Raw genomic sequence first — 20,180 nt, 5'->3', positions numbered from 1 at the left:
CCCCTCCATCGGTCGATCCCCCGAGGTAGTTGGTCGTCCTACCGTACTCACTTCGAGTGCAGGCTGCCCAGCGCGGCGATCGCCGCAGCGGTTTCCACTGTGGCGCCCCGATCGGCCGCGGACCAGGCCAGATCGGCCAGCGCGGCGAGGGCATCGAGCGCTTCCTCCACGTCGTTCGGCCCGCTGTCGAAGGAGATCGAGCCGTCTTCGAGCCGGGCCGTGAACCGGCCACAGCTCGCCTGATCGCCGTCCCGGCGGACGACGCGCGGCGGGTCCAGCAGTGCCCGGAGATCGAGACCGAGATGCGTCGGTCGCTCTCCCGGCCCGGCCGCCAGCAGGTCGGTGACGCCGCACGAGCCGCTGAGCACGAACAGGCTGTCCAGGCCGACCGCCGCGGCACCCGCGATGTCGGTGTCGAACCGGTCGCCGACGAAGATCGCGTGCTCGGCGCCGGTCCGGCGCAGGGTCTCGGTGATCAACGGCGGGTACGGCTTGCCGGCGACCTCGGGATCGACGCCGACGGCGATCCGGACCGCGGCCACGGCGGCGCCGTTGCCGGGCACGATGCCACGGTCGGTCGGCCGGGTCGGGTCGGTGTTGGTGGCGAGCCAGTACGCGCCGCGTTGGATCGCGATCGCGGCCTCGTTCAACTGCTCCCAGGTGAGGTCGGTGCCGTAGCCCTGGATCACCGCGACCGGGTCGTCGTCCGCGGAACGCACGCCGACCAGGCCGGCCTCGGCCAGCGCGGCGGTGACGCCGGTGCCGCCGACCACCAGGATGCGGGCGCCGGTCCCGAACCGCTCGGCCAGCAGCCGGGCGCCGGCCTGTGCCGACGTGACGACGTCGTCGGTGTCGGCCTCGATGCCCAGCTCGCGGAGGTGCTCGGCCACGGTCTCCGGCGGCCGGGCGGCGTTGTTGGTGACGAAGCCGATCTTGGTCCCATGATCACGGAGCCGCTTCAGCCCGTCCGCGGCGCCCGGCACCGGCTCCGGGCCCAGATAGACCACGCCGTCGAGATCGAACAGCGCAGCGTCGTAGGAGTCGATGATCGCGGACATGATCAACTCTCGTCGGAGCGCGGCTCGTCCGGGCCGGCGGTCGAGTCGTCGACCTCGACCGGGTCGGACGTCTCGGGCACCTCGGTCACGTCGGCCGGGTCGATCACGTCGGCCGGGTCGATCGCGTCGGCCGGGTCGATCGCTTCGACCTCGTCGCGCGGCGGCTCCGAGTGCTCGACGTCCTCTTCGTCCTCGTCGGTGTCGAAGTCGATCACCACGCCGTCGAGCGCGTCGCGCCGTTCGGCCGCGTCGGTGAGCTGTTCCTGATCAAGCTCGGCCGCGGTGGCGAACTCCTGCCGGGCGGCGGCCTCGTCACCGCGATCGGCGAGCACATCGGCGTAGGCGTAGCGCAGCCGGGCGAGAGCCGTCCGGGTCCGCTCGGCCGGCCGCAGGCTGTCCAGGGCCGCCTTGAGCAGGCGCGCGGCCTCCGGGTGCTGCCCGAGATCACGCCGGGCACCGGCCTCGACGATGATCATTTCGATCTTCTGGGCCGGGTCGAGCGGAAGCTCCTTGGCCTCCTTGCTCAGCTTCAGGGCGGCCTGCGGCTTGCCCAGTGCCCGCTCGCAGTCGGCCATCGCCGGCAGCACGTCGTGGTTGCCGGTCATCCGGCGGATCGCCCGGAACTCGGCCAGCGCGACCTCGAACTTGCCCGCGGCATAGGCGGTCTCGGCGGCGGCCTCGCGGACGATCGGCAGCCGAGCCGCCCGCCGGCGGGCCGCCTCGGCGAATGCGTACGCCTGCTCCGGGTCGTCCTCGATCAGCCGGCCGGCCATGATCAGATAGCCGCCGACCTGCTCGGCCAACTCCTTGGGCAGGCCCCGCAGCTCGGCCCGGACCGGGCGCGGCAACTCGCCCTGGTCGAGATCGGGCGGCAGCCGCGGCTCGTCGGCGGGGCGCCGCAGCCCAGGCGGTGCCTGACGGTCCTCGCCCGGGCGGTCTCCGCGGCCACGGTCCCCGGCGCGGTCGAATCTGCCGCGATCAGCTCCCGCGCGGCCTGGTCTGGAACGGTCCGACCCCGTACGGTCCGATCTCCCGCGATCCGTTCCCGTACGGTCCGATCTCCCACGGTCCGATCCCGAGCGATCCGATCTCCCACGGTCCGATCCCGAGCGATCCGATCTCCCACGGTCCGATCCCGAGCGATCCGATCTCCCACGGTCCGATCCCGAGCGATCCGATCTCCCACGGTCCGATCCCGAGCGATCCGATCTCCCACGGTCCGATCCCGAGCGATCCGATCTCCCACGGTCCGATCCCGAGCGATCCGATCCCGAGCGATCCGACCTCGAGCGGTCATAGCCCGCGCGGTCGGATCCGGCCCGGTCCCGGCCGCTGCGTTCGCCCGCCGGGCGATCACTCTTCCAACGATCATCCTTCGACCGGTCACCGCGCGGACGATCATCGCGCGACCGATCGCTCTTCGAGCGATCATCCTTGGAACGGTCCCGGGAGCGGTCGTCCCGGGAGCGGTCGCCCTGCCACCGATCACCCTGAGGGCGATCACCCTTCGATCGGTCGCCCTGCCAGCGATCCTCCTTGGACCGATTCTCCCGCGAACGATCCTGCCAGCGATCACCCTTCGATCGGTCGTCCTTGCTCCGATCGTCCCGCCGGCGGTCGCCCGTCGGGCGGTCTCCCTTGGCCCGGTCGGCTCCGGGGCGGTCCGACCTCGTCCGATCCGGCCCGGTCCGGTCGAACTTCTCCCGGTCGGGCTTCGTCCGGTCCGACTTCGGCCGGTCGGAACGGGCGCCGTCAGCGCTCGGCCGCGGCGCACCGGTCCGGTCGGATCGCTCCCGCCCACCCGGTTCGTCGCGCCGTCCCCGGCCACGCCGATCCTCGGTACGGCGCTGCGGGCCCTGCCGGCCAACGCTCTTGCCACGGTCCTGATTCACCCGACAATCCTGCACCACTCACCGCATTCCGGCCCCATCCACCCTCAGGCTGGATCCGTGGGAGGGGCGCGGTGGATATCATCGTCGCGCCATGACTGAGCAGCACACCCCTGATTCCCGACCCGCCACCGGCTACAACAGCGTCCCGCCGCAGATCGACCTGCCGGCGATGGAGCACCAGATCCTGGATCTGTGGCAGCGGAGCCGGACCTTCGACCGCTCGCTGGAGCAGACCGCCGACGGCGAGCCGTGGACGTTCTACGAGGGTCCGCCGACCGCCAACGGCAAGCCGGGCACCCATCACATCGAGACCCGGGTGTTCAAGGACGTGTTCCCGCGGTTCCGCACCATGCGCGGCTATCGGGTGGACCGGAAGGCCGGCTGGGACTGCCACGGGCTCCCGGTCGAGCTCGCCGTGGAGTCCGAGCTGGGGCTGAACGGCAAGCCGGACATCGAGCGCTACGGGGTCGAGGCGTTCAACGCGAAGTGCCGCGAGTCGGTGCGCCGGCATGTCGACGCGTTCGTCGAGCTGACCGAGCGGATGGGCTACTGGGTCAATCTCGACCAGGCGTACGAGACGATGAGCCCGAGTTACGTCGAGTCGGTCTGGTGGGCGCTGAAGAAGATCTTCGACGCCGGGCTGCTGACCGAGGACTTCCGGGTCGCGCCGTACTGCCCGCGCTGCGGCACCGGGCTCTCCGATCATGAGCTGGCACAGGGCTACGAGAACATCGTCGATCCGTCGGTCTACGTCCGGCTGCCGCTGACCTCCGGCCCGCACGCCGGCGAGGCGGATCTGCTGATCTGGACCACGACCCCGTGGACCCTGCCGTCCAACGCGCTGGTCGCGGTCAAGGACGACGTGACGTACGCGGTCGCCGTCCATGATCAGGAACGGCCGGTGGTGGTGGCCGAGTCGCTGCTGGAGTCGGCCCTCGGCGAGGGTTGGCGGGTCACCTCGACGTTCACCGGCGCGGAGATGGTCGGCTGGACGTACGACCGCCCGTTCACGATCGTCGACTGGCCGGGTCGCGGCCACTTCGTGGTGAACGAGGACTACGTCACCACGACCGACGGCACCGGTTTGGTCCACCAGGCCACGGTTTTCGGCGCCGACGACTTCGAATCGGTGCGCCGCAACGGGGTCGAGCTGATCAACCCGATCAACACCCAGGGCCGGTTCGACGCCGACCTGGAGTTGGTCGGCGGGGTCTACTTCCGCGACGCCAACGAGGCCCTGATGGAAGACCTGGCTCAGCGCGGCCGGTTGTTCCGCCGGATCGACTTCGAGCACTCCTACCCGCACTGCTGGCGCTGCCACAGCGCACTGATGTATTACGCGCTGCCGTCCTGGTACATCCGGACCACCAAGATCAAGGACGCGCTGCTGCGGGAGAACGAGCGCACCACCTGGTTTCCGGACACGATCAAGTGGGGCCGCTACGGCGACTGGCTCAACAACAACGTCGACTGGGCGCTGTCCCGGGCGCGTTACTGGGGCACGCCGTTGCCGATCTGGCGCAACGACGCCGACCCGAGCAAGATCATCTGTGTCGGGTCGCTGGCCGAACTGTCCGAACTGACCGGGGGCGAGCTGTCCACCCTCGATCCGCACCGGCCGTTCGTCGACGACGTCACCTTCACCCGGCCGGGCGAGGAGGGCACCTATCGGCGGGTGCCGGAGGTGATCGACGCCTGGTTCGACTCGGGCTCGATGCCCTTTGCCCAGTGGGGATTCCCGCATCTGGACGGCTCGACCGAACAGTTCGAGCGGGCCTATCCGGCCGACTTCATCTGCGAGGCGATCGATCAGACCCGCGGCTGGTTCTACACCTTGATGACGATCGGCACCCTGGTCTTCGACGAGACCTCGTATCGGAACGTCGTGGTGCTCGGCCACATCCTGGCCGAGGACGGCCGCAAGATGTCCAAGCACCTCGGCAACGTGCTCGACCCGATCGAGTTGATGGATGCCCACGGCGCCGACGCGGTCCGCTGGTTCATGGCCGCCGGCGGCTCACCCTGGGCGTCGCGCCGGGTCGGCCACGCGACGATCACCGAGACCGTCCGCAAGGTGCTGTTGACCTACTGGAACGTCGTCGCCTTCCAGGCCCTCTACGCCACCGTCAACGGCTGGACCCCGGCCGCCGCCGTGAAGTCCGACCATGTCCTCGACCGCTGGCTGAAGTCGATCACCGGCCGGCTGGTCACCGAGGTCACCGACGCGTACGAGAACTTCGACCTGCAACGGGTCGGCCAGTTGATCACCTCCTTCGTCGACGACCTGTCCAACTGGTACGTGCGCCGCTCGCGCCGCCGGTTCTGGAAGGGTGACGCGGGCGCGTTGGGGACCCTGCACGACACGCTCGACGCGGTGACCCGGCTGATGGCGCCGGTGGCGCCGTTCCTCACCGAGCGGGTGTGGCAGGACCTATTCACCGGCACGGATCCGAACGGACCGGACTCGGTCCACCTGGCCTCGTGGCCCGAGCCGGACACGGCGTCGCGCGACGAGGAGCTCGACGCCGGCATGCAGCTGGCCCAGCGCCTGGTCGAGCTGGGCCGCTCCGCTCGGTCCGAGGCCAAGATCAAGATCCGGCAGCCCCTCGGCCGCGCCCTGATCCCGACCGTCAGCCATGACCGCCTCGGCCCCGAACTGCTGGCGGAGATCGCCGCCGAGCTCAACCTCGGCACGGTCGAGTCCTTCACCGGCGCCGGCGACCTGGTCGAATACACCGCCAAGGGCAATTTCCGCGCCCTCGGCAAGCGATTCGGCAAGCAGACCCCGCAGGTCGCCGCCGCGATCGCCGCCGCCGACGCGGCAACCCTGGCGGAATCCCTGTCCAGCAAGGGCTCCGCGACCGTCGACCACGACGGTGGCACCGCGGTGACCAGCGACGAGGTGATCATCTCCGAGCGCCCCAAGGAAGGCTGGTCGGTCCTCAACGATCAGGGCGAAACCATCGCCCTCGACCTCGAACTCACGCCAGAGTTGATCAGCGCCGGTCTCGCCCGCGAGGCGATCCGGCTGATCCAGGAGACCCGCAAGGACTCCGGCCTGGAGGTCACCGACCGGATCCACCTCAGCTGGTCCGCCGCCCCCGAGATGGCCGCCGCCCTCCGCGATCACGGCGCTCTCGTCGCCGACGAGGTCCTCGCCCTCGAGGTCACCGAATCCGAGCCCGCCCCCGACTGGATCCGCTTCGACGATCTCGGCCTGGCACTCGCGCTGAGCAAGGCCGGGTAGCCCCGCTGCCATCGGGCCTGCCCCCTTCGACAGGCTCAGGACATGCTTCGACAGGCTCAGTCTGTCGGGGTGTCACGAAAGCTCTTCGTGCGGGACGAAAACCGCCATTGCCACGTGGAACCCTCCCGCACGAAGAGCTTTCGCGACACCCCGACCAGCAATATCCATCGAGTGGGCCGGACGGCAGGCTTCGGTCGCTCGGGCAAGTCAGCTCGGGCGCGCTGAAGATCAAAGACGCGCCAAGGGCGGGCGGGTTAGAGCGTTCCTGGGGAATTCCGGCCGGGCACCGGTTGTGCAGCGGTTGGGATCATCGACTGTGAGGTTTCCCGGCTCAACCGGCACGAAACGGCCGGGAAACGTCACAGTCGATGCCCACCCAACGACTTTCCGCGCGTCACCGACGCCCGGCCGCAAGTCTCAACGGGCCGCCATGACCCGCCCGTCCTTGGCGCGTCTTTCCGGCCGCCAGGCCGAAACCGAAGGGAGCAGCCAACTGGCCTCCTCGTCAACAGACTCAGGGAACGAACAGACGCCCAGCCCGAGCGGGTATCGCGACACCGCGAATCCAAGATCATCGGTGGATCCGGGCTGAGGGAACGAACAGGGCGCCGCGGTCACTTCGGTTCGGCCATGAAGCGTTCCAGACCGTCGAGGATCCGTTCCAGGCCGAAGCCCAGGGCTTCGTCCTGACCGCCGGCGGCAGCGGCCTCACTGAAGGCGGCGGACACTTCGGGGAAGCTGACGACCCGGGCTTCGAGGACGGCGGTCATGATCTCGCCGATGCCTCGCTCGACGGCGTCGTCGCCGCCGGATTCCTGGACCATGCCGCGGACGTGGATGGCAACCAGCGCCAAGGCATCGAGTCGGTCGGCGCGGGCCAGGTCGGTCTGACCGAGCACCCGGAGACCGACCTCGGTCCAGCGCAGCTCGTTCGGGCCGAAGGGCCTGATACCGACGGCCAGGGCGATCGCCCAGGGATGGGCCGCGAGGGCGCCGTGCATGGCGAAGGCCCAGGAACGGAGGCCGGCGCGCCAGTCGGACGCGGCGGCCAGGTCCTCCGGCGGCGCATCGAGGGCGCGGTCGAGCATCAGGGCCAGTAGCGCGCCCTTCCCCGGTGCGTACCGGTAGAGGGACATCTTGGTCACGCCGAGCCGGTCGGCGATCCGCTGCATCGAGACGCTGTCCAGCCCGTCGGCATCGGCGAGCTCGATCCCGGTCTGCACGATCTGCTCCAGAGTGATCCGCGGCTTGGGCCCGCGCTTCGGCGGCTGCGGGTCCGGCCACAGCAACGCGACGGTCTCGGCGTGGTCCATGGCGTCCTTCCGACAACGGCTTGACGAGAAAACTGTGTCTACCATACACTTTAACTGTGTCCACCGGACACAATTAATCTTCAGGGGGTTCGGATGTCCACTCGCAAGGTCCTCATCTCCGGTGCCAGTGTCGCCGGACCGGCTCTCGCCTACTGGTTGAACCGGTACGGCTACGAGGTCACGGTCGTCGAGCGCGCACCGGAGCTGCGTGGTGGCGGTCAGGCCGTGGACTTCAAGGGCGTGACCCACCGGACGGTGCTGGATCGGATGGACCTGTGGGAGGCCATCAATGATCTTCAGACCGGGCGCACCGATCTGCACATCGTCGATGATCAAGATCGGGTCAAGGCCGTCATCCCGGGCGAGTTCTCCGGCGGTGACGTCGAGATTCTGCGCGGCGATCTGGCCACGCTGCTGTACCAGCGCACCGTCGACTCCTGCCGCTACCTCTTCGATGATCATCTGACCGCCCTGGTCGAGAGCGGCTCCGGGGTCGAGGCGACCTTCGCCAACGGCGATCCCGAAACGTTCGACCTGGTGGTCGGCACCGACGGAGTGCACTCCGGCGTGCGCCGGCTCGCCTTCGGCCCCGAGGACGACTATGTCCGACACCTGGGCTTCTACTACGCCGTCGTCGGCGGATCGCCGACCCAGCACGGCGCCAACTCGGGCCCGGAGCACGGTCGGGCGGTCGGCACGATGTACAACACGCCGGGACGGATGATCACCGACGGCGGCCCGAAGGCACCGCAGTTGTACGTGTTCGCCTCGCCGAAACTGGATTACGACCGGCGCGACGTCGAGGAGCAGAAGCGGCTCGTGACCAAGGCGTTCGCCGGGGTCGGCTGGCGGGTGCCGCAGTTGCTGGCGAGGCTGCCCGAGCAGACCGACTTCTACCTGGACTCGATCAGCCGGGTGCACGTCGAGCGCTATACCAAGGGCCGGTTCGCCCTGGTCGGCGACGCCGCGTACGGCAACACCCTGGGCGGATTCGGCACCGGGCTGGCCCTGGTCGGCGCCCACGTCCTGGCCGGCGAGCTGGCCGTGGCCGAAGGTGATCATCGGGTCGCCTTCGAGCGCTACACCACGGTCATGCACCGCTACGCCAAGATCGCCCGGTCGGGCAACGCCGGGCCGTTCCTCGCTCCCCCGTCCAAGCTTCGGATCGGCCTGCGCAATCTCACGTTCGCCAACCGTTTCCTGCTCGGCATGATGATGAAGATGACCGACCAGTTCGCCAACGACATCGAACTGCCCGACTACCCGAGGTGATCATCCGGCCGCAGCCGGCTCGACGACGATCACCTCGGGGCCGGCCGCGGTCAGCTCGGCCAGCAACTCGGGATCCGCGCCCGAATCGGTGATGATCAGATCGACGTCGCTCAAGGATCCGAAGGCACAGAAGGAATCCCGGCCGACCTTGCCGGAGATCACCGGCACGATCCGCCGCCGGGCGGCCAGCAACATCGCGCGCTTGACCGCGGCCTCCTCCGGGTTGGTCGTGGTCAGGCCGCGATTCGACGTCAGCCCGTTCACTCCGATGATCGCGACGTCGACCGCGAGACTGCCCAGCCGCCCGCTGGTGGCGGCATCGACCGCGGCCGAGGTCAGGCCGCGGATCAGCCCGGGCAGCGTGATCACGGTCAGCGTCGACGACTGGGCCAGAAACTGCGCGGCCGGCAGGTTGTTGGTCACCACCGCCACGCCGGAGTCCTTGATCATCGCCTGAGCGCAGTTGAAGGTCAGCGAGCCCGAGTCCAACGCGATCACCCCGTCGGCGGGCAGCTCCGCCGCGACCCGGTCGGCGATCGCCAGCTTCTCCGCCCGCTGCTCGGCATGGCGCGCAGCCAGCGCCTGCTCGAACGGGGTCGCGTCGACCAGCCGCGCCCCGCCCCGCACCCGGCGCACGGTGCCGCGCCGGGCCAACACCTCCAGATCACGCCGTACGGTCTCGGCGGCGACCCCGAGCCGCCGCCCGATCTCGGCCACGCTCACATCCCGGCCCGGCACCGTCAACAGGAACTCCGCGATCGCCCGCTGCCGCTGCGGCGGAAACATCGGCAAGCTCTCGGCGGTCGCCACGCGACCATTCAAACACGATCGGCCACAATCAACCCATACTCGGGCATTGAAATCCTGATTTCAGACCAGATTCGGTCTGGACCGGGCACGTTTCAATGAGTTATGGTCACAAACGGGCAGCCCGGAGCATGCGGCAACGGCGCGGCGGCTGCCCTCGGCGATCAGCGGCGAGGAGGCCGACCTTCGATGACCACAACTACGCGCACCAGAGCCCGGCTGGCACCGGTCGTGCTGCTGGCCGGGATGACCCTGGTCCTCCCCGGCTGTGCCGGCTTCGGCAGTCTCGGCAACCAACCGGGCGTGACGACGGTGACCTTCGCCAGCGTCAACAACCCGCAGATGCAGGACCTGGCCCAGCTCATTCCCGAGTTCGAACGGGCTCATCCGGACATCAAGATCAACACCTTGATGATGGAGGAGAACGATCTGCGCAACGCCGCGACCAAGGACGTCGCGACCGCGGGCGGACAGTACGACGTGATGACCGTCGGCCTCTACGAGGTGCCGATCTGGGGCCAGAACGACTGGCTGGTCGACCTGACCGATCTGGCCGGCGAGGATCCCTCCTACGACGCCGAGGACATCTTCGAGCCGGTGCTGGACGGCGTCTCCTACGACGACCGGTATTACGCGATGCCGTTCTACGGCGAGTCCTCATTCCTGATGTATCGCAAGGATCTGTTCGAGGCTGCCGGGATCGAGATGCCGGAGCGACCGACCTGGCAGCAGGTCGCCGACTTCGCCAAGCAGCTCAAGACGCCGGATCGGGCGGGGATCTGTCTGCGCGGCAAGCCCGGCTGGGGCGAGATGTTCGCGCCGCTGAGCACGATCGTCAACACCTATGGCGGGCAGTGGTACGACGAGAACTGGAACGCCCAGGTCAACGCCCCCGGCTTCCACCGCGCGGTCGAGTTCTACCTGAACACGCTCGAGGAGAGCGGCGAGCCCGACCCGGTCTCGTACGGCTTCACCGAGTGCCTCAACCTGGTCACCGGCGGCGGCGCGGCGATGTGGTACGACGCGACCTCGGCGGCAGGCTCACTGGAGTCCGGGCCCAACAAGGGCAACTTCGGCTACGTCCGGGCTCCGGTCGACCAGACCGACGAGTCGGGCTGGCTGTGGTCCTGGAACCTCGGCATCAATGCCAGCGTCAACGCCGATCCGGCGAAGAAGGCCGCGGCCTGGGAGTTCGTCAAGTGGGCCACCTCGAAGGAATACGTGCAGCTGGCCGGCGAGCGGATGGGTTGGGCCCGCGTCCCGTCCGGCACCCGCGAATCGACCTTCGAGATCCCCGACTACCAGGCCTCCGGTGAGGCCTTCGCCCCGCTGACGGCGGAGATCATCCAGGAGGTCGACCCGAAGCAACCCGGGATCGCGCCGCAACCCTGGATCGGGATCCAGTACGTCACCATCCCCGAGTTCCAGGACGTCGGCAATCAGACCTCGCAGCTGGTCGCGGACGTGATCGCGGGCCGCCGTGATCTCGACGGGGCTCTGAACGACGCGCAGGCGATCGCCCAGCGCGCCGGCGACAAGCAGAAGCAACAGTGAGTGAGGGCATGGGGATGAGCACAGCAACCGCCCCGGCTCGGTCGGCTACCGATCCGCAGCCGACCAGGCCGAAGAAGATCAAGGTCAAGCTCGTCGGCCAGGAGCTGGCCGAGCGGATCTTCGCCCGAAAGCTGGTCCTGCCGGCCCTGGTGGTCGCGATCGTGATCACCCAGGTCCCGTTCATCGCGACGATCGTCTACTCCTTCGCCGACTGGAATCTGGCTCGGCCGGAGCAGCGCGGCTTCGCCGGGTTCGACAACTACGCCGCGGTCGTCACCAACGGCGTGTTCCTGCCCTCGGCGCTGGCCACGGTCCTGATCGTCGGCGGCTCGGTGCTGTTGTCCCTGGTGCTGGGCCTGCTGTTCGCGATCCTGCTGGACCGCAAGTTCAAGGGTCAGGCTCTGGCCCGGACGCTGTTGATCACCCCGTTCCTGGTGATGCCGGCCGCGGCCGCGCTGATCTGGAAGTACTCGATGCTGGATGTCGGCACCGGCATGATCAACTACGGGCTGTCCTTCTTCGGCGTCGATCCGGTCGCCTGGAACACCAACTTTCCGATGCTCACGATCATCTTCACCCTGACCTGGCAGTACACGCCGTTCATGATGTTGATCCTGTTGGCCGGCCTGCAGTCGCAGTCGGGCGAAGTGCTCGAGGCGGCCGACGTCGACGGCGCCGGACCGATCCAGACGTTCCGCTACATGACGCTGCCGCACCTGCGCACCTACGCGGAGCTGGCCACGCTGCTCGGCACGGTGATGATGATCCAGGTGTTCGACCCGGTCAACATCATGACCAAGGGCACCGGCGGCACCAAGACCCTGCCCTACCTGCTGTACGAGCGCGCCTTCATCGGTCAGGAGATCGGCGAGGCGGCCGCGTACGGCGTGATCACCGTGATCCTGACGATCATCGTCACCACGATCGCCCTGCGCACGCTGTTCCGCGTCTTCACCGAGGAGGCACGAGCATGACCACCACGACGATGCCGGCCCGCACCGCCCCGGCCCGCCCGGCCGTGGCCCGCGGCGGCAGCCGGTTCACCAAGCGCAAGGTCGGCGGCGTGATCGTCACCGGGATCACCTGGGTGCTGGTGTTCCTGTTCTTCTTCCCGGTGCTGTGGATGCTGCTCAACAGCTTCAAGTCCGAGGCCGGCGCCGCCGCGTTCCCGCCCAAGGTCGTCGCCGACTTCAGCTTCGACCGGTATGGCCAGGTCTTCGAGCGCGGCATGGGGCTCTACCTGGCCAACTCGGCTGCGGTGTCGATCCTCTCGACGCTGGTGGTGATGGCCCTGGCCATCCCGGCCGCGTACGCGCTGTCGGTGCGGCCGATCGGGAAGTGGCAGGACGCGCTGTTCTTCTTCATCTCGACCCGGTTCATGCCGGTCGCGGCGTCGATCATCCCGGTCTTCCTGCTGCTGCAAGTGGTCCGCGGCCTGGACAACCTGTGGTGGCTGGGCGCGCTCTATCTCGGCATCAACCTGCCGCTGGCAATCTGGATGATGCGCTCGTTCTTCGCCGAGGTGCCGCGGGCGGTGGTCGAGGCCGCGCAGGTCGACGGCGCCTCGTACTCGCGTGAACTGTGGCGGATCTCGCTGCCGATCGTCGCCCCCGGCGCCGCGGCCGCCGCCCTGATCTGCTTCATCTTCGCGTGGAACGAATACTTCCTGGCCAACCTGCTGACCGCGGTGGTGGCGCGCACGACGCCGCCGTTCCTGGGCAGCTTCGTCGACGGCCGCGGCCAGTTCCTCGCGGTGCTGTCGGCGGCGGCGACGATCGCGGTGCTGCCGGTGATCATCGCCGGCTGGATCGCGCAGAAGCGGCTGGTCCGTGGCCTGGCGATGGGAGCGGTCAAGTAATGCGGGCGATCGTCTTCACCGGGCCCGGCCGGTTCGAGCTCGCTGACGTACCGGATCCGAAGCCCGGGCCGCGTGAGGTCGTGGTGCGGGTCGTGGCGGTCGGGATCTGCGGCACCGACGTGCACGTGCTGGACGGCGAGTTCGAGCCGACCGTCTTCCCGATCACTCCCGGGCACGAGACCTCCGGGATCGTCGAAGCGGTCGGCGCGGAGGTCTCCGAGTTCACGCCCGGGGACCGGGTATCGGTCGATCCGACGCTGACCTGCGGCGAGTGCACGTTCTGTCGCGCCGGCCGGCCCAACCTGTGCGAACGCTGGGACGGGTCCGGGGTGGCCCGCACCAATGGCTCCGCGGCCGAGCTGATGCTGGCGCCGGTGCGCAACGTCTACCGGCTGCCGGACGGCGTCGACCTCGAGCTGGCGGCGCTGATCGAGCCGCTCTCCTGTGCCATCCACGGCTACGACCTGCTTCCCCGGCGGCTCGGCGAGCACTACCTGATCTACGGCGCCGGCACGATGGGCCTGATGATGGCCCAGCTGGCCCCGCGGGCCGGCGCCGCCTCGGTCACGGTCGTCGACCGCAATCCGGACCGGCTGCGGGCGGCCCGGGAGGTGGGCATCGACCTGGTGGCCGAGTCGGCCGATGATCACAACCGGCCGGGTGGCTGGGACGTGGTGATCGACTGTACGGGCGCGGTCGGCGCGATCGAGGACGGGCTCGGCCGGGTCCGCCGGGGAGGCACCTTCCAGCAGTTCGGGGTCGCGCCGACCGACGCCCGGGCGGCGTTCTCACCGTTTCGGATCTACAACGACGAAGTGACCGTGGTCGGCTCGATGGCCGTGCTGAACTCCTATGAGCGGGCCGTGGAGCTGTTCGCCGCCGGCGTGCTGAACGCCGCGCCGATGGTGAGCCACGCGTTCCCGCTCACCGACTACGGCCGGGCGATCGAACAGTTCCGGGCCGGCACCGGCCGCAAGCTGCAGTTGCGGCCCGGGCTGGATCGATCGACCGCCCTACTCTGATGACCGCCGAGATCCGCCAGGCGACGCTGGCCGAGTGGTTGGCCGCCGAGGGCCGGATCGATGTGATCACCGCGGCCGACCGGCTCGACGTCGCCCCGGAGACGATTCGTCGTGATCTTCGGGCGATGGAGCGGGCCGGTCTGCTGCGACGGGTGCACGGCGGCGCCGTCGGCACCGACCAGGATCCGATCCTGGCTCTCGGTCAGCCGGCCGCCGTGGAGCCCGGTGATCACGGCTGGGCGCACGCCGTCTGGGACCTGCTGCCGCGCTCCGGCACGATCCTGTTCGGCGCCGGCGAGCCGACGCTGACCCTGGCCACCTTGATCGTCACCGAGCCGGCCGACCTGACCGGGCTGACCATCGTCACCAACTCGCTGGACGTGGCGATCGTGCTGTCCCGGGCTCCCGGTCTGTCCGTCTACAACATCGGCGGTACGGTCTCGGCCCGGACCCGGGCGCAGGAGGGTGACTGGGCACTCACCGAGCTGCGCCGGCTGCACACCGACGTCAGCGTGGTCTGCCCCGCCGGGGTCAGCCGCGAGCACGGCCTGACCCAACACACGCCGGCCGCCGCGGCGGTGTCCGAAGCCGAGGTCGCCGCCGGGGCAACCCTCATCGCACTGGCCACCGCGGCCGCGCTCGGCAGCACCGCCTTGGTCCGCTTCGGCACGCTGGACCAGGTGGACCGGTTGGCGGTGACCGAGGATGTGCCCGACGAACTGCTGCGCCCCTATCGCGACGCCGATCTCGAGCTCATCGGCCGAGACCGGGCCGCCGCTGCCCCGGATCCGGACGCTATCGTCGGAGCCTGAGCGGTCCGGACTGTTCGTTCCCTGAGCCTGTCGAAGGGCAAATCCGATCAAGGTTTGAAAGCTGGCCCGGCCAGCCCTTCGACAGGCTCAGGGAACGAACGATCACCTTCGATCGCGAGCCCGCAAACTGTCCACCTTCAAGGGGAGATCACCATGCCGCTCGTCGCCGGCGTCGACTCGTCCACCCAGTCGGTCAAGCTCGTGGTCTGCGATGCCGACACCGGCGCCGTGGTCCGGACCGCCCGCGCTCCCCATCCTGACGGCACCGAAGTGTCGGCCCAGGCCTGGCTGGACGCCTACCGCGACGCCACGGCCGACCCGGCGCTGCTCGAGGGCGTCGACGCCATCGCCGTCGGCGGGCAGCAGCACGGCATGGTCACCCTGGACGAGGACGGCGAACTGGTCCGCGACGCCCTGCTCTGGAACGACAACCGGTCCGGCCAGGACGCCGTGGATCTGATCGACGAGCTCGGCGGGGCGAAGGCCTGGGCTGACGCGACCGGGTCGGTTCCGGTGGCCTCGATGACCGTGGCCAAGATCCGCTGGCTGGCCCGGGCCGAACCGGACAACGCGAGCCGTACCCGCACCGTGGTGCTGCCGCACGACTGGCTCACCTGGCAACTCGGGGAGCGGTCCTTCGCGCCGGTGACCGATCGGGGCGACGCCTCCGGCACCCTCTACTTCGACGCGACCGCCAACGAGTACCGCCAAGAACTGGTCCGGCTGGCGATCGGTCGTGACCTGGACCTGCCTCGGGTGGCCGCACCGAACGAGGTCGTCGGTGAGACCCCGTGGGGAGCCGCGATCGCCCCGGGCACCGGGGACAACATGGCGGCAGCGCTCGGGATGGGGCTGCGGCCGGGCGAGGCGGTCGTTTCGCTGGGCACCAGCGGCACCGCCTACGTGCGCTCCGATCGGCAGACCCACGAGTCGACCGGCACGGTGGCCGGGTTCGCCGACGCCACCGGGGCGTTCCTGCCCCTGGTCTGCACGCTCAACGGGGCCCGCAACCTGGTCGCGACCGCGGAGCTGCTGGGGGTCGACCTGGCCGAGTTCGACCGGCTGGCCCAGAGCGCCCCGCCGGGAAGCGAGGGCGTCAGCTATCTGCCGTATCTGGAGGGAGAACGCACCCCCGCGCTGCCCGATGCGACCGGACAGCTGCTCGGCCTGACCCTGAAGAACCTCACCCCGGCCAACGTCGCCCGGGCCACCATCGAGGGGGTGCTGTGGAGCCTCGCCTACGGTGTGGGCGTGCTCCGGCAGGAGACCGGCGGGATCGGGCGGATCACGCTGACCGGCGGCGCGGCCCAGTCCGCGGCCGTGCGGGCGATCGCGCCGGCGGTGTTCGGACTGCCGATCGCCTTCACCGAGCCGTTCGAGAGTGTTGCCGTCGGGGCTGCCCGGCAGGCCGCCTGGGCTCTTACGGGAGAGCTTCCCGACTGGCAGGTGCCGGTGCTCGGTCAGCACGAACCGAACGGATCCGAGACCACGGCCGCGCGCGACCTCAACGATCGTTACGTCGAGCTGCTGCATCAGCACTTCCCGCAAACTGCTTCCTGAAATAAAACGTTCCCTGAGCTTGTCGAAGGGCAATGCCACAACCATGTGACTTGCCCTTCGACAGGCTCAGGGAACGATAATGCCTATAAACACTTCAAGGCCGATCTCCGAAGAGATCGACCTTGAAGTAAAATGTCCGGCGACGTCCTAGTCTCCCACACGGCTCCCCGTGCAGTACCATCGGCGCTAAGAGGCTTAACTTCCGGGTTCGGAATGGGACCGGGTGTTTCCCTCTTGCTATGATCACCGAAACTCTATGGAGATGTCAGCGTCTCACCCAATTTAATGGGGAGCCGACCGTATCTCGGGAACTGCACAGTGGACGCGTAGCATCTTTGTAGGAACAAGCCCTCGGCCTATTAGTATCGGTCAGCTCCACACATTACTGTGCTTCCACATCCGACCTATCACCCAGTGTTCTGCTGGGGGCCTTACCAGGTTACCCTGTGGGAGCCATCATCTTGGAGTGTGCTTCCCGCTTAGATGCTTTCAGCGGTTATCACATCCGAACGTAGCCAACCAGCCGTGCCCTTGGCAGGACAACTGGCACACCAGAGGTTCGTCCATCCCGGTCCTCTCGTACTAAGGACAGCTCTCCTCAAGACTCCTACGCGCGCAGCGGATAGGGACCGAACTGTCTCACGACGTTCTAAACCCAGCTCGCGTGCCGCTTTAATGGGCGAACAGCCCAACCCTTGGGACCGACTACAGCCCCAGGATGCGACGAGCCGACATCGAGGTGCCAAACCATGCCGTCGCTATGGACGCTCGGGCAAGATCAGCCTGTTATCCCCGGGGTACCTTTTAGCCGTTGAGTGACGGCGCTTCCACGTGCCACCGTCAGATCACTAGTCCCGACTTTCGTCCCTGCTCGAGATGCCTCTCTCACAGTCAAGCTCCCTTGTGCACTTACACTCGAAACCTGATTGCCAACCAGGCTGAGGGAACCTTTGGGCGCCTCCGTTACCTTTTAGGAGGCGACCGCCCCAGTCAAACTACCCATCAGGCACTGTCCCTGATCCGGATAACGGACCTAGGTTAGATAACCAGAACAACCAGAGTGGTATTTCAACATTGACTCCACAACCACTGGCGTGACTGCTTCAAAGTCTCCCACCTATCCTACACAAATTGTACCGATCACCAATACCAAACTATAGTAAAGGTCCCGGGGTCTTTCCGTCCTGCTGCGCGTAACGAGCATCTTTACTCGTAGTGCAATTTCGCCGAGTCCGTGGTCGAGACAGCGCCCAAGTCGTTACGCCATTCGTGCAGGTCGGAACTTACCCGACAAGGAATTTCGCTACCTTAGGATGGTTATAGTTACCACCGCCGTTTACTGGCGCTTAAGTTCAGTGCTTCGCCTTGCGGCTAACACCTCCCCTTAACGTTCCAGCACCGGGCAGGCGTCAGTCCGTATACATCGTCTTACGACTTAGCACGGACCTGTGTTTTTAATAAACAGTCGCTCGGGCCTGGTCTCTGCGGCCTTCTCCGCCGTCTGGAGTAAATCCATAGACAGAGTCGGCCCCCCTTATCCCTAAGTTACGGGGGTATTTTGCCGAGTTCCTTAACCACGGTTATCTCGATCGCCTTAGTATTCTCTACCTGACCACCAGAGTCGGTTTAGGGTACGGGCGGCTTATGAACTCGCTACGAAGGTTTTCTAGGCAGCATAGGATCACCCACTCATTCGATCGAAATCGATAGAGCCGTCATGTCTCAGGCACATGAGATGCGGATTTGCCTACATCTCGCCCTACGCATTTAGCCCGGGACTACCATCGCCCGGGATGGGCTACCTTCCTGCGTCACTCCTCAGCTTGCCTAATACGAACTTGGGTCGCAGACTCATGCTGAATCAGTCCGAAGACGTCCTCAGCGCTCGCGTGCTTAGCATTATTCGCCTCGGCAGGGGCGTTCATACGCCGGTACGGGAATATCAACCCGTTGTCCATCGACTACGCCTGTCGGCCTCGCCTTAGGTCCCGACTTACCCAGGGCAGATTAGCTTGACCCTGGAACCCTTGGTCATTCGGCGGACGGGTTTCTCACCCGTCTTTCGCTACTCATGCCTGCATTCTCACTCGTGTGCGCTCCACGGCTAGGTCACCCTGCCGCTTCTCTGCACACACGACGCTCCCCTACCCATCCACGCGCTTGGACCTGGACTCCGAAGAGTTCAAGCCGGGCACTTGCGTGAATGACACAGCTTCGGCGGATTGCTTGAGCCCCGCTAAATTGTCGGCGCAGAATCACTTGACCAGTGAGCTATTACGCACTCTTTCAAGGGTGGCTGCTTCCAAGCCAACCTCCTGGTTGTCTCCGCAACTCCACATCCTTTTCCACTTAGCAATCGCTTAGGGGCCTTAGCTGGTGTTCTGGGCTGTTTCCCTCTCGACTACGAACCTTATCGCCCGCAGTCTCACTGCCGCGCTCTCACTTACCGGCATTCGGAGTTTGGCTAATTTCGGTAAGCTTGTGGGCCCCCTAGACTATCCAGTGCTCTACCTCCGGTAAGAAACACGCGACGCTGCACCTATATGCATTTCGGGGAGAACCAGCTATTACGGAGTTTGATTGGCCTTTCACCCCTATCCACAGCTCATCCCCCAGGTTTGTAACCCTGGTGGGTTCGGGCCTCCACGACGTCTTACCGTCGCTTCACCCTGGCCATGGATAGATCACTCCGCTTCGGGTCTAGAGCACGCGACTGAATCGCCCTATTCAGACTCGCTTTCGCTACGGCTACCCCACACGGGTTAACCTCGCCACGTACCACTAACTCGCAGGCTCATTCTTCAAAAGGCACGCCGTCACAGATCCGAAGATCAGCTCCGACGGATTGTAGGCAATCGGTTTCAGGTACTCTTTCACTCCCCTCCCGGGGTACTTTTCACCTTTCCCTCACGGTACTGGTCCGCTATCGGTCACCAAGGAGTATTTAGGCTTAGCAGGTGGTCCTGCCAGATTCGCACGGAGGATTCAGGACCTCCGTCCTACTTGGGGTGACACTCGAGAGTGATCAACTTACGTCTACAGGGGTATTACCTTCTGTGCCGTGCCTTCCCAGCGCACTTCGACTTCATTGATCATTTGTGACTCTCTGACCGGATGACAGCCCGGTCTGAATGGCCCCACAACACCGCAGATGCAACGCCTGTCAGCTATCACACATCTGTGGTTTGGCCTCTTCCGCTTTCGCTCACGTCTACTTACGGAATCACTGTTGTTTTCTCTTCCTGTGGGTACTGAGATGATTCACTTCCCCACGTTCCCTCCAACTGCCCTATGTGTTCAGGCAGAGGTCGCCGGACATTACTCCGGTTTCTTTCGAGGTTTCCCTATTCGGAGATCCCCGGATCGAAGCTCGTTTACCAGCTCCCCGGGGCTTATCGCAGGTTACAACGTCCTTCATCGGCTCTTGGTGCCTAGGCATCCACCGATTGCCCTTAGTAGCTTGTTGTTACTACAAAGATGCTCGCGTCCACTGTGAAGTTCTCAACATACGGGCGGAAACATAGTCCCTCTCGATTTTGGTCGAGAGGGATCGATGTCCGCTGGAGGTGGTTGCAGATGCAACCGAAACCTCAGGGCTCAACAGCGTGCCTCAGGCCGTATCCGATGAGCTTCGAGTTTCCACTCCTACTTGCGTAGGTTGTACTGACGTTGCTCGCCGGCTACGGCTTAATGGTCAATGTTCCACATTCCGGTGCCTACTCAGCTGGGTACGAACGACTCAGATCTGAGTGCATGGACGGACGAGTCCGCCATATGGCTCCTTA

General features: G+C 66.7%; 12 protein-coding genes and 2 rRNA genes. 8 read left to right on the top strand and 6 right to left on the bottom strand.

The window, feature by feature from the left end:
• Positions 1-47 precede the first annotated feature (47 nt).
• Both FNH24_RS24335 and FNH24_RS24330 read right to left on the bottom strand, forming a co-directional pair.
• Complete coding sequence (locus FNH24_RS24335) at positions 48-1,061, bottom strand: HAD-IIA family hydrolase (RefSeq protein WP_425486908.1); 1,014 nt, start codon at positions 1,059-1,061, stop codon at positions 48-50.
• Entirely contained in the window at positions 1,061-1,906 is an 846-nt protein-coding gene (locus FNH24_RS24330) for a hypothetical protein (RefSeq protein ID WP_152364817.1), read from the bottom strand. The genes FNH24_RS24335 and FNH24_RS24330 overlap by 1 nt, the downstream gene beginning before the upstream one ends.
• A 1,135-nt stretch (positions 1,907-3,041) precedes the next feature.
• On the opposite strand from FNH24_RS24330, the gene ileS reads away from it, so the two are divergent.
• A complete protein-coding gene (ileS, locus tag FNH24_RS24325; protein ID WP_152364816.1) occupies positions 3,042-6,197 on the top strand; it encodes an isoleucine--tRNA ligase in 3,156 nt (1,051 codons plus the stop codon).
• A 614-nt stretch (positions 6,198-6,811) separates the two neighbouring features.
• Here ileS and FNH24_RS24320 read toward each other — a convergent pair.
• Positions 6,812-7,510 (bottom strand): TetR/AcrR family transcriptional regulator, encoded by a 699-nt coding sequence (locus FNH24_RS24320; RefSeq protein WP_152364815.1) that lies wholly within the window; start codon positions 7,508-7,510, stop codon positions 6,812-6,814.
• A 93-nt stretch (positions 7,511-7,603) separates the two neighbouring features.
• Here FNH24_RS24320 and FNH24_RS24315 point away from each other — a divergent pair, with 93 nt between their 5' ends.
• Complete coding sequence (locus FNH24_RS24315; RefSeq protein WP_152364814.1) at positions 7,604-8,782, top strand: FAD-dependent monooxygenase; 1,179 nt, start codon at positions 7,604-7,606, stop codon at positions 8,780-8,782.
• Here the strand turns inward: FNH24_RS24315 and FNH24_RS24310 are convergent, their stop codons facing one another.
• Positions 8,783-9,592 (bottom strand): DeoR/GlpR family DNA-binding transcription regulator, encoded by an 810-nt coding sequence (locus FNH24_RS24310; protein ID WP_152364813.1) that lies wholly within the window; start codon positions 9,590-9,592, stop codon positions 8,783-8,785.
• A 186-nt stretch (positions 9,593-9,778) separates the two neighbouring features.
• On the opposite strand from FNH24_RS24310, the gene FNH24_RS24305 reads away from it, so the two are divergent.
• From FNH24_RS24305 to xylB, 6 genes are all read left to right on the top strand, one after another.
• Entirely contained in the window at positions 9,779-11,143 is a 1,365-nt protein-coding gene (locus FNH24_RS24305; protein WP_152364812.1) for an ABC transporter substrate-binding protein, read from the top strand.
• A gap of 14 nt (positions 11,144-11,157) precedes the next feature.
• Positions 11,158-12,117, top strand: coding sequence for a carbohydrate ABC transporter permease (locus FNH24_RS24300; protein WP_152364811.1), 960 nt, complete (start codon positions 11,158-11,160; stop codon positions 12,115-12,117).
• Positions 12,114-13,001: a carbohydrate ABC transporter permease gene (locus FNH24_RS24295; protein ID WP_152364810.1), complete on the top strand. Its 888-nt coding sequence runs from the start codon at positions 12,114-12,116 to the stop codon at positions 12,999-13,001. The genes FNH24_RS24300 and FNH24_RS24295 overlap by 4 nt, the downstream gene beginning before the upstream one ends.
• Entirely contained in the window at positions 13,001-14,023 is a 1,023-nt protein-coding gene (locus FNH24_RS24290) for a zinc-dependent alcohol dehydrogenase family protein (RefSeq protein ID WP_152364809.1), read from the top strand. The genes FNH24_RS24295 and FNH24_RS24290 overlap by 1 nt, the downstream gene beginning before the upstream one ends.
• On the top strand, positions 14,023-14,835 hold the full coding sequence (locus tag FNH24_RS24285; RefSeq protein WP_152364808.1) for a DeoR/GlpR family DNA-binding transcription regulator: 813 nt from the start codon (positions 14,023-14,025) through the stop codon (positions 14,833-14,835). Before FNH24_RS24290 ends, FNH24_RS24285 begins: the two co-directional genes overlap by 1 nt.
• A 153-nt stretch (positions 14,836-14,988) precedes the next feature.
• Positions 14,989-16,395, top strand: coding sequence for a xylulokinase (gene xylB / locus FNH24_RS24280; protein WP_152364807.1), 1,407 nt, complete (start codon positions 14,989-14,991; stop codon positions 16,393-16,395).
• Between the two features lie 134 nt (positions 16,396-16,529).
• On the opposite strand, the gene rrf is transcribed toward xylB, so the two are convergent.
• Positions 16,530-16,646: ribosomal RNA gene (rrf, locus tag FNH24_RS24275) — 5S ribosomal RNA — on the bottom strand.
• Between the two features lie 88 nt (positions 16,647-16,734).
• A 23S ribosomal RNA gene (locus tag FNH24_RS24270) occupies positions 16,735-19,861 on the bottom strand.
• Positions 19,862-20,180: the final 319 nt, after the last annotated feature.

Origin of the sequence: Microlunatus speluncae (assembly GCF_009299835.1) — a bacterium.
GTDB lineage: Bacteria > Actinomycetota > Actinomycetes > Propionibacteriales > Propionibacteriaceae > Microlunatus > Microlunatus speluncae.
The sequence above is the reverse complement of the archived record's forward strand: the minus strand, read 5'-3'. Positions and strand labels throughout refer to the sequence as shown.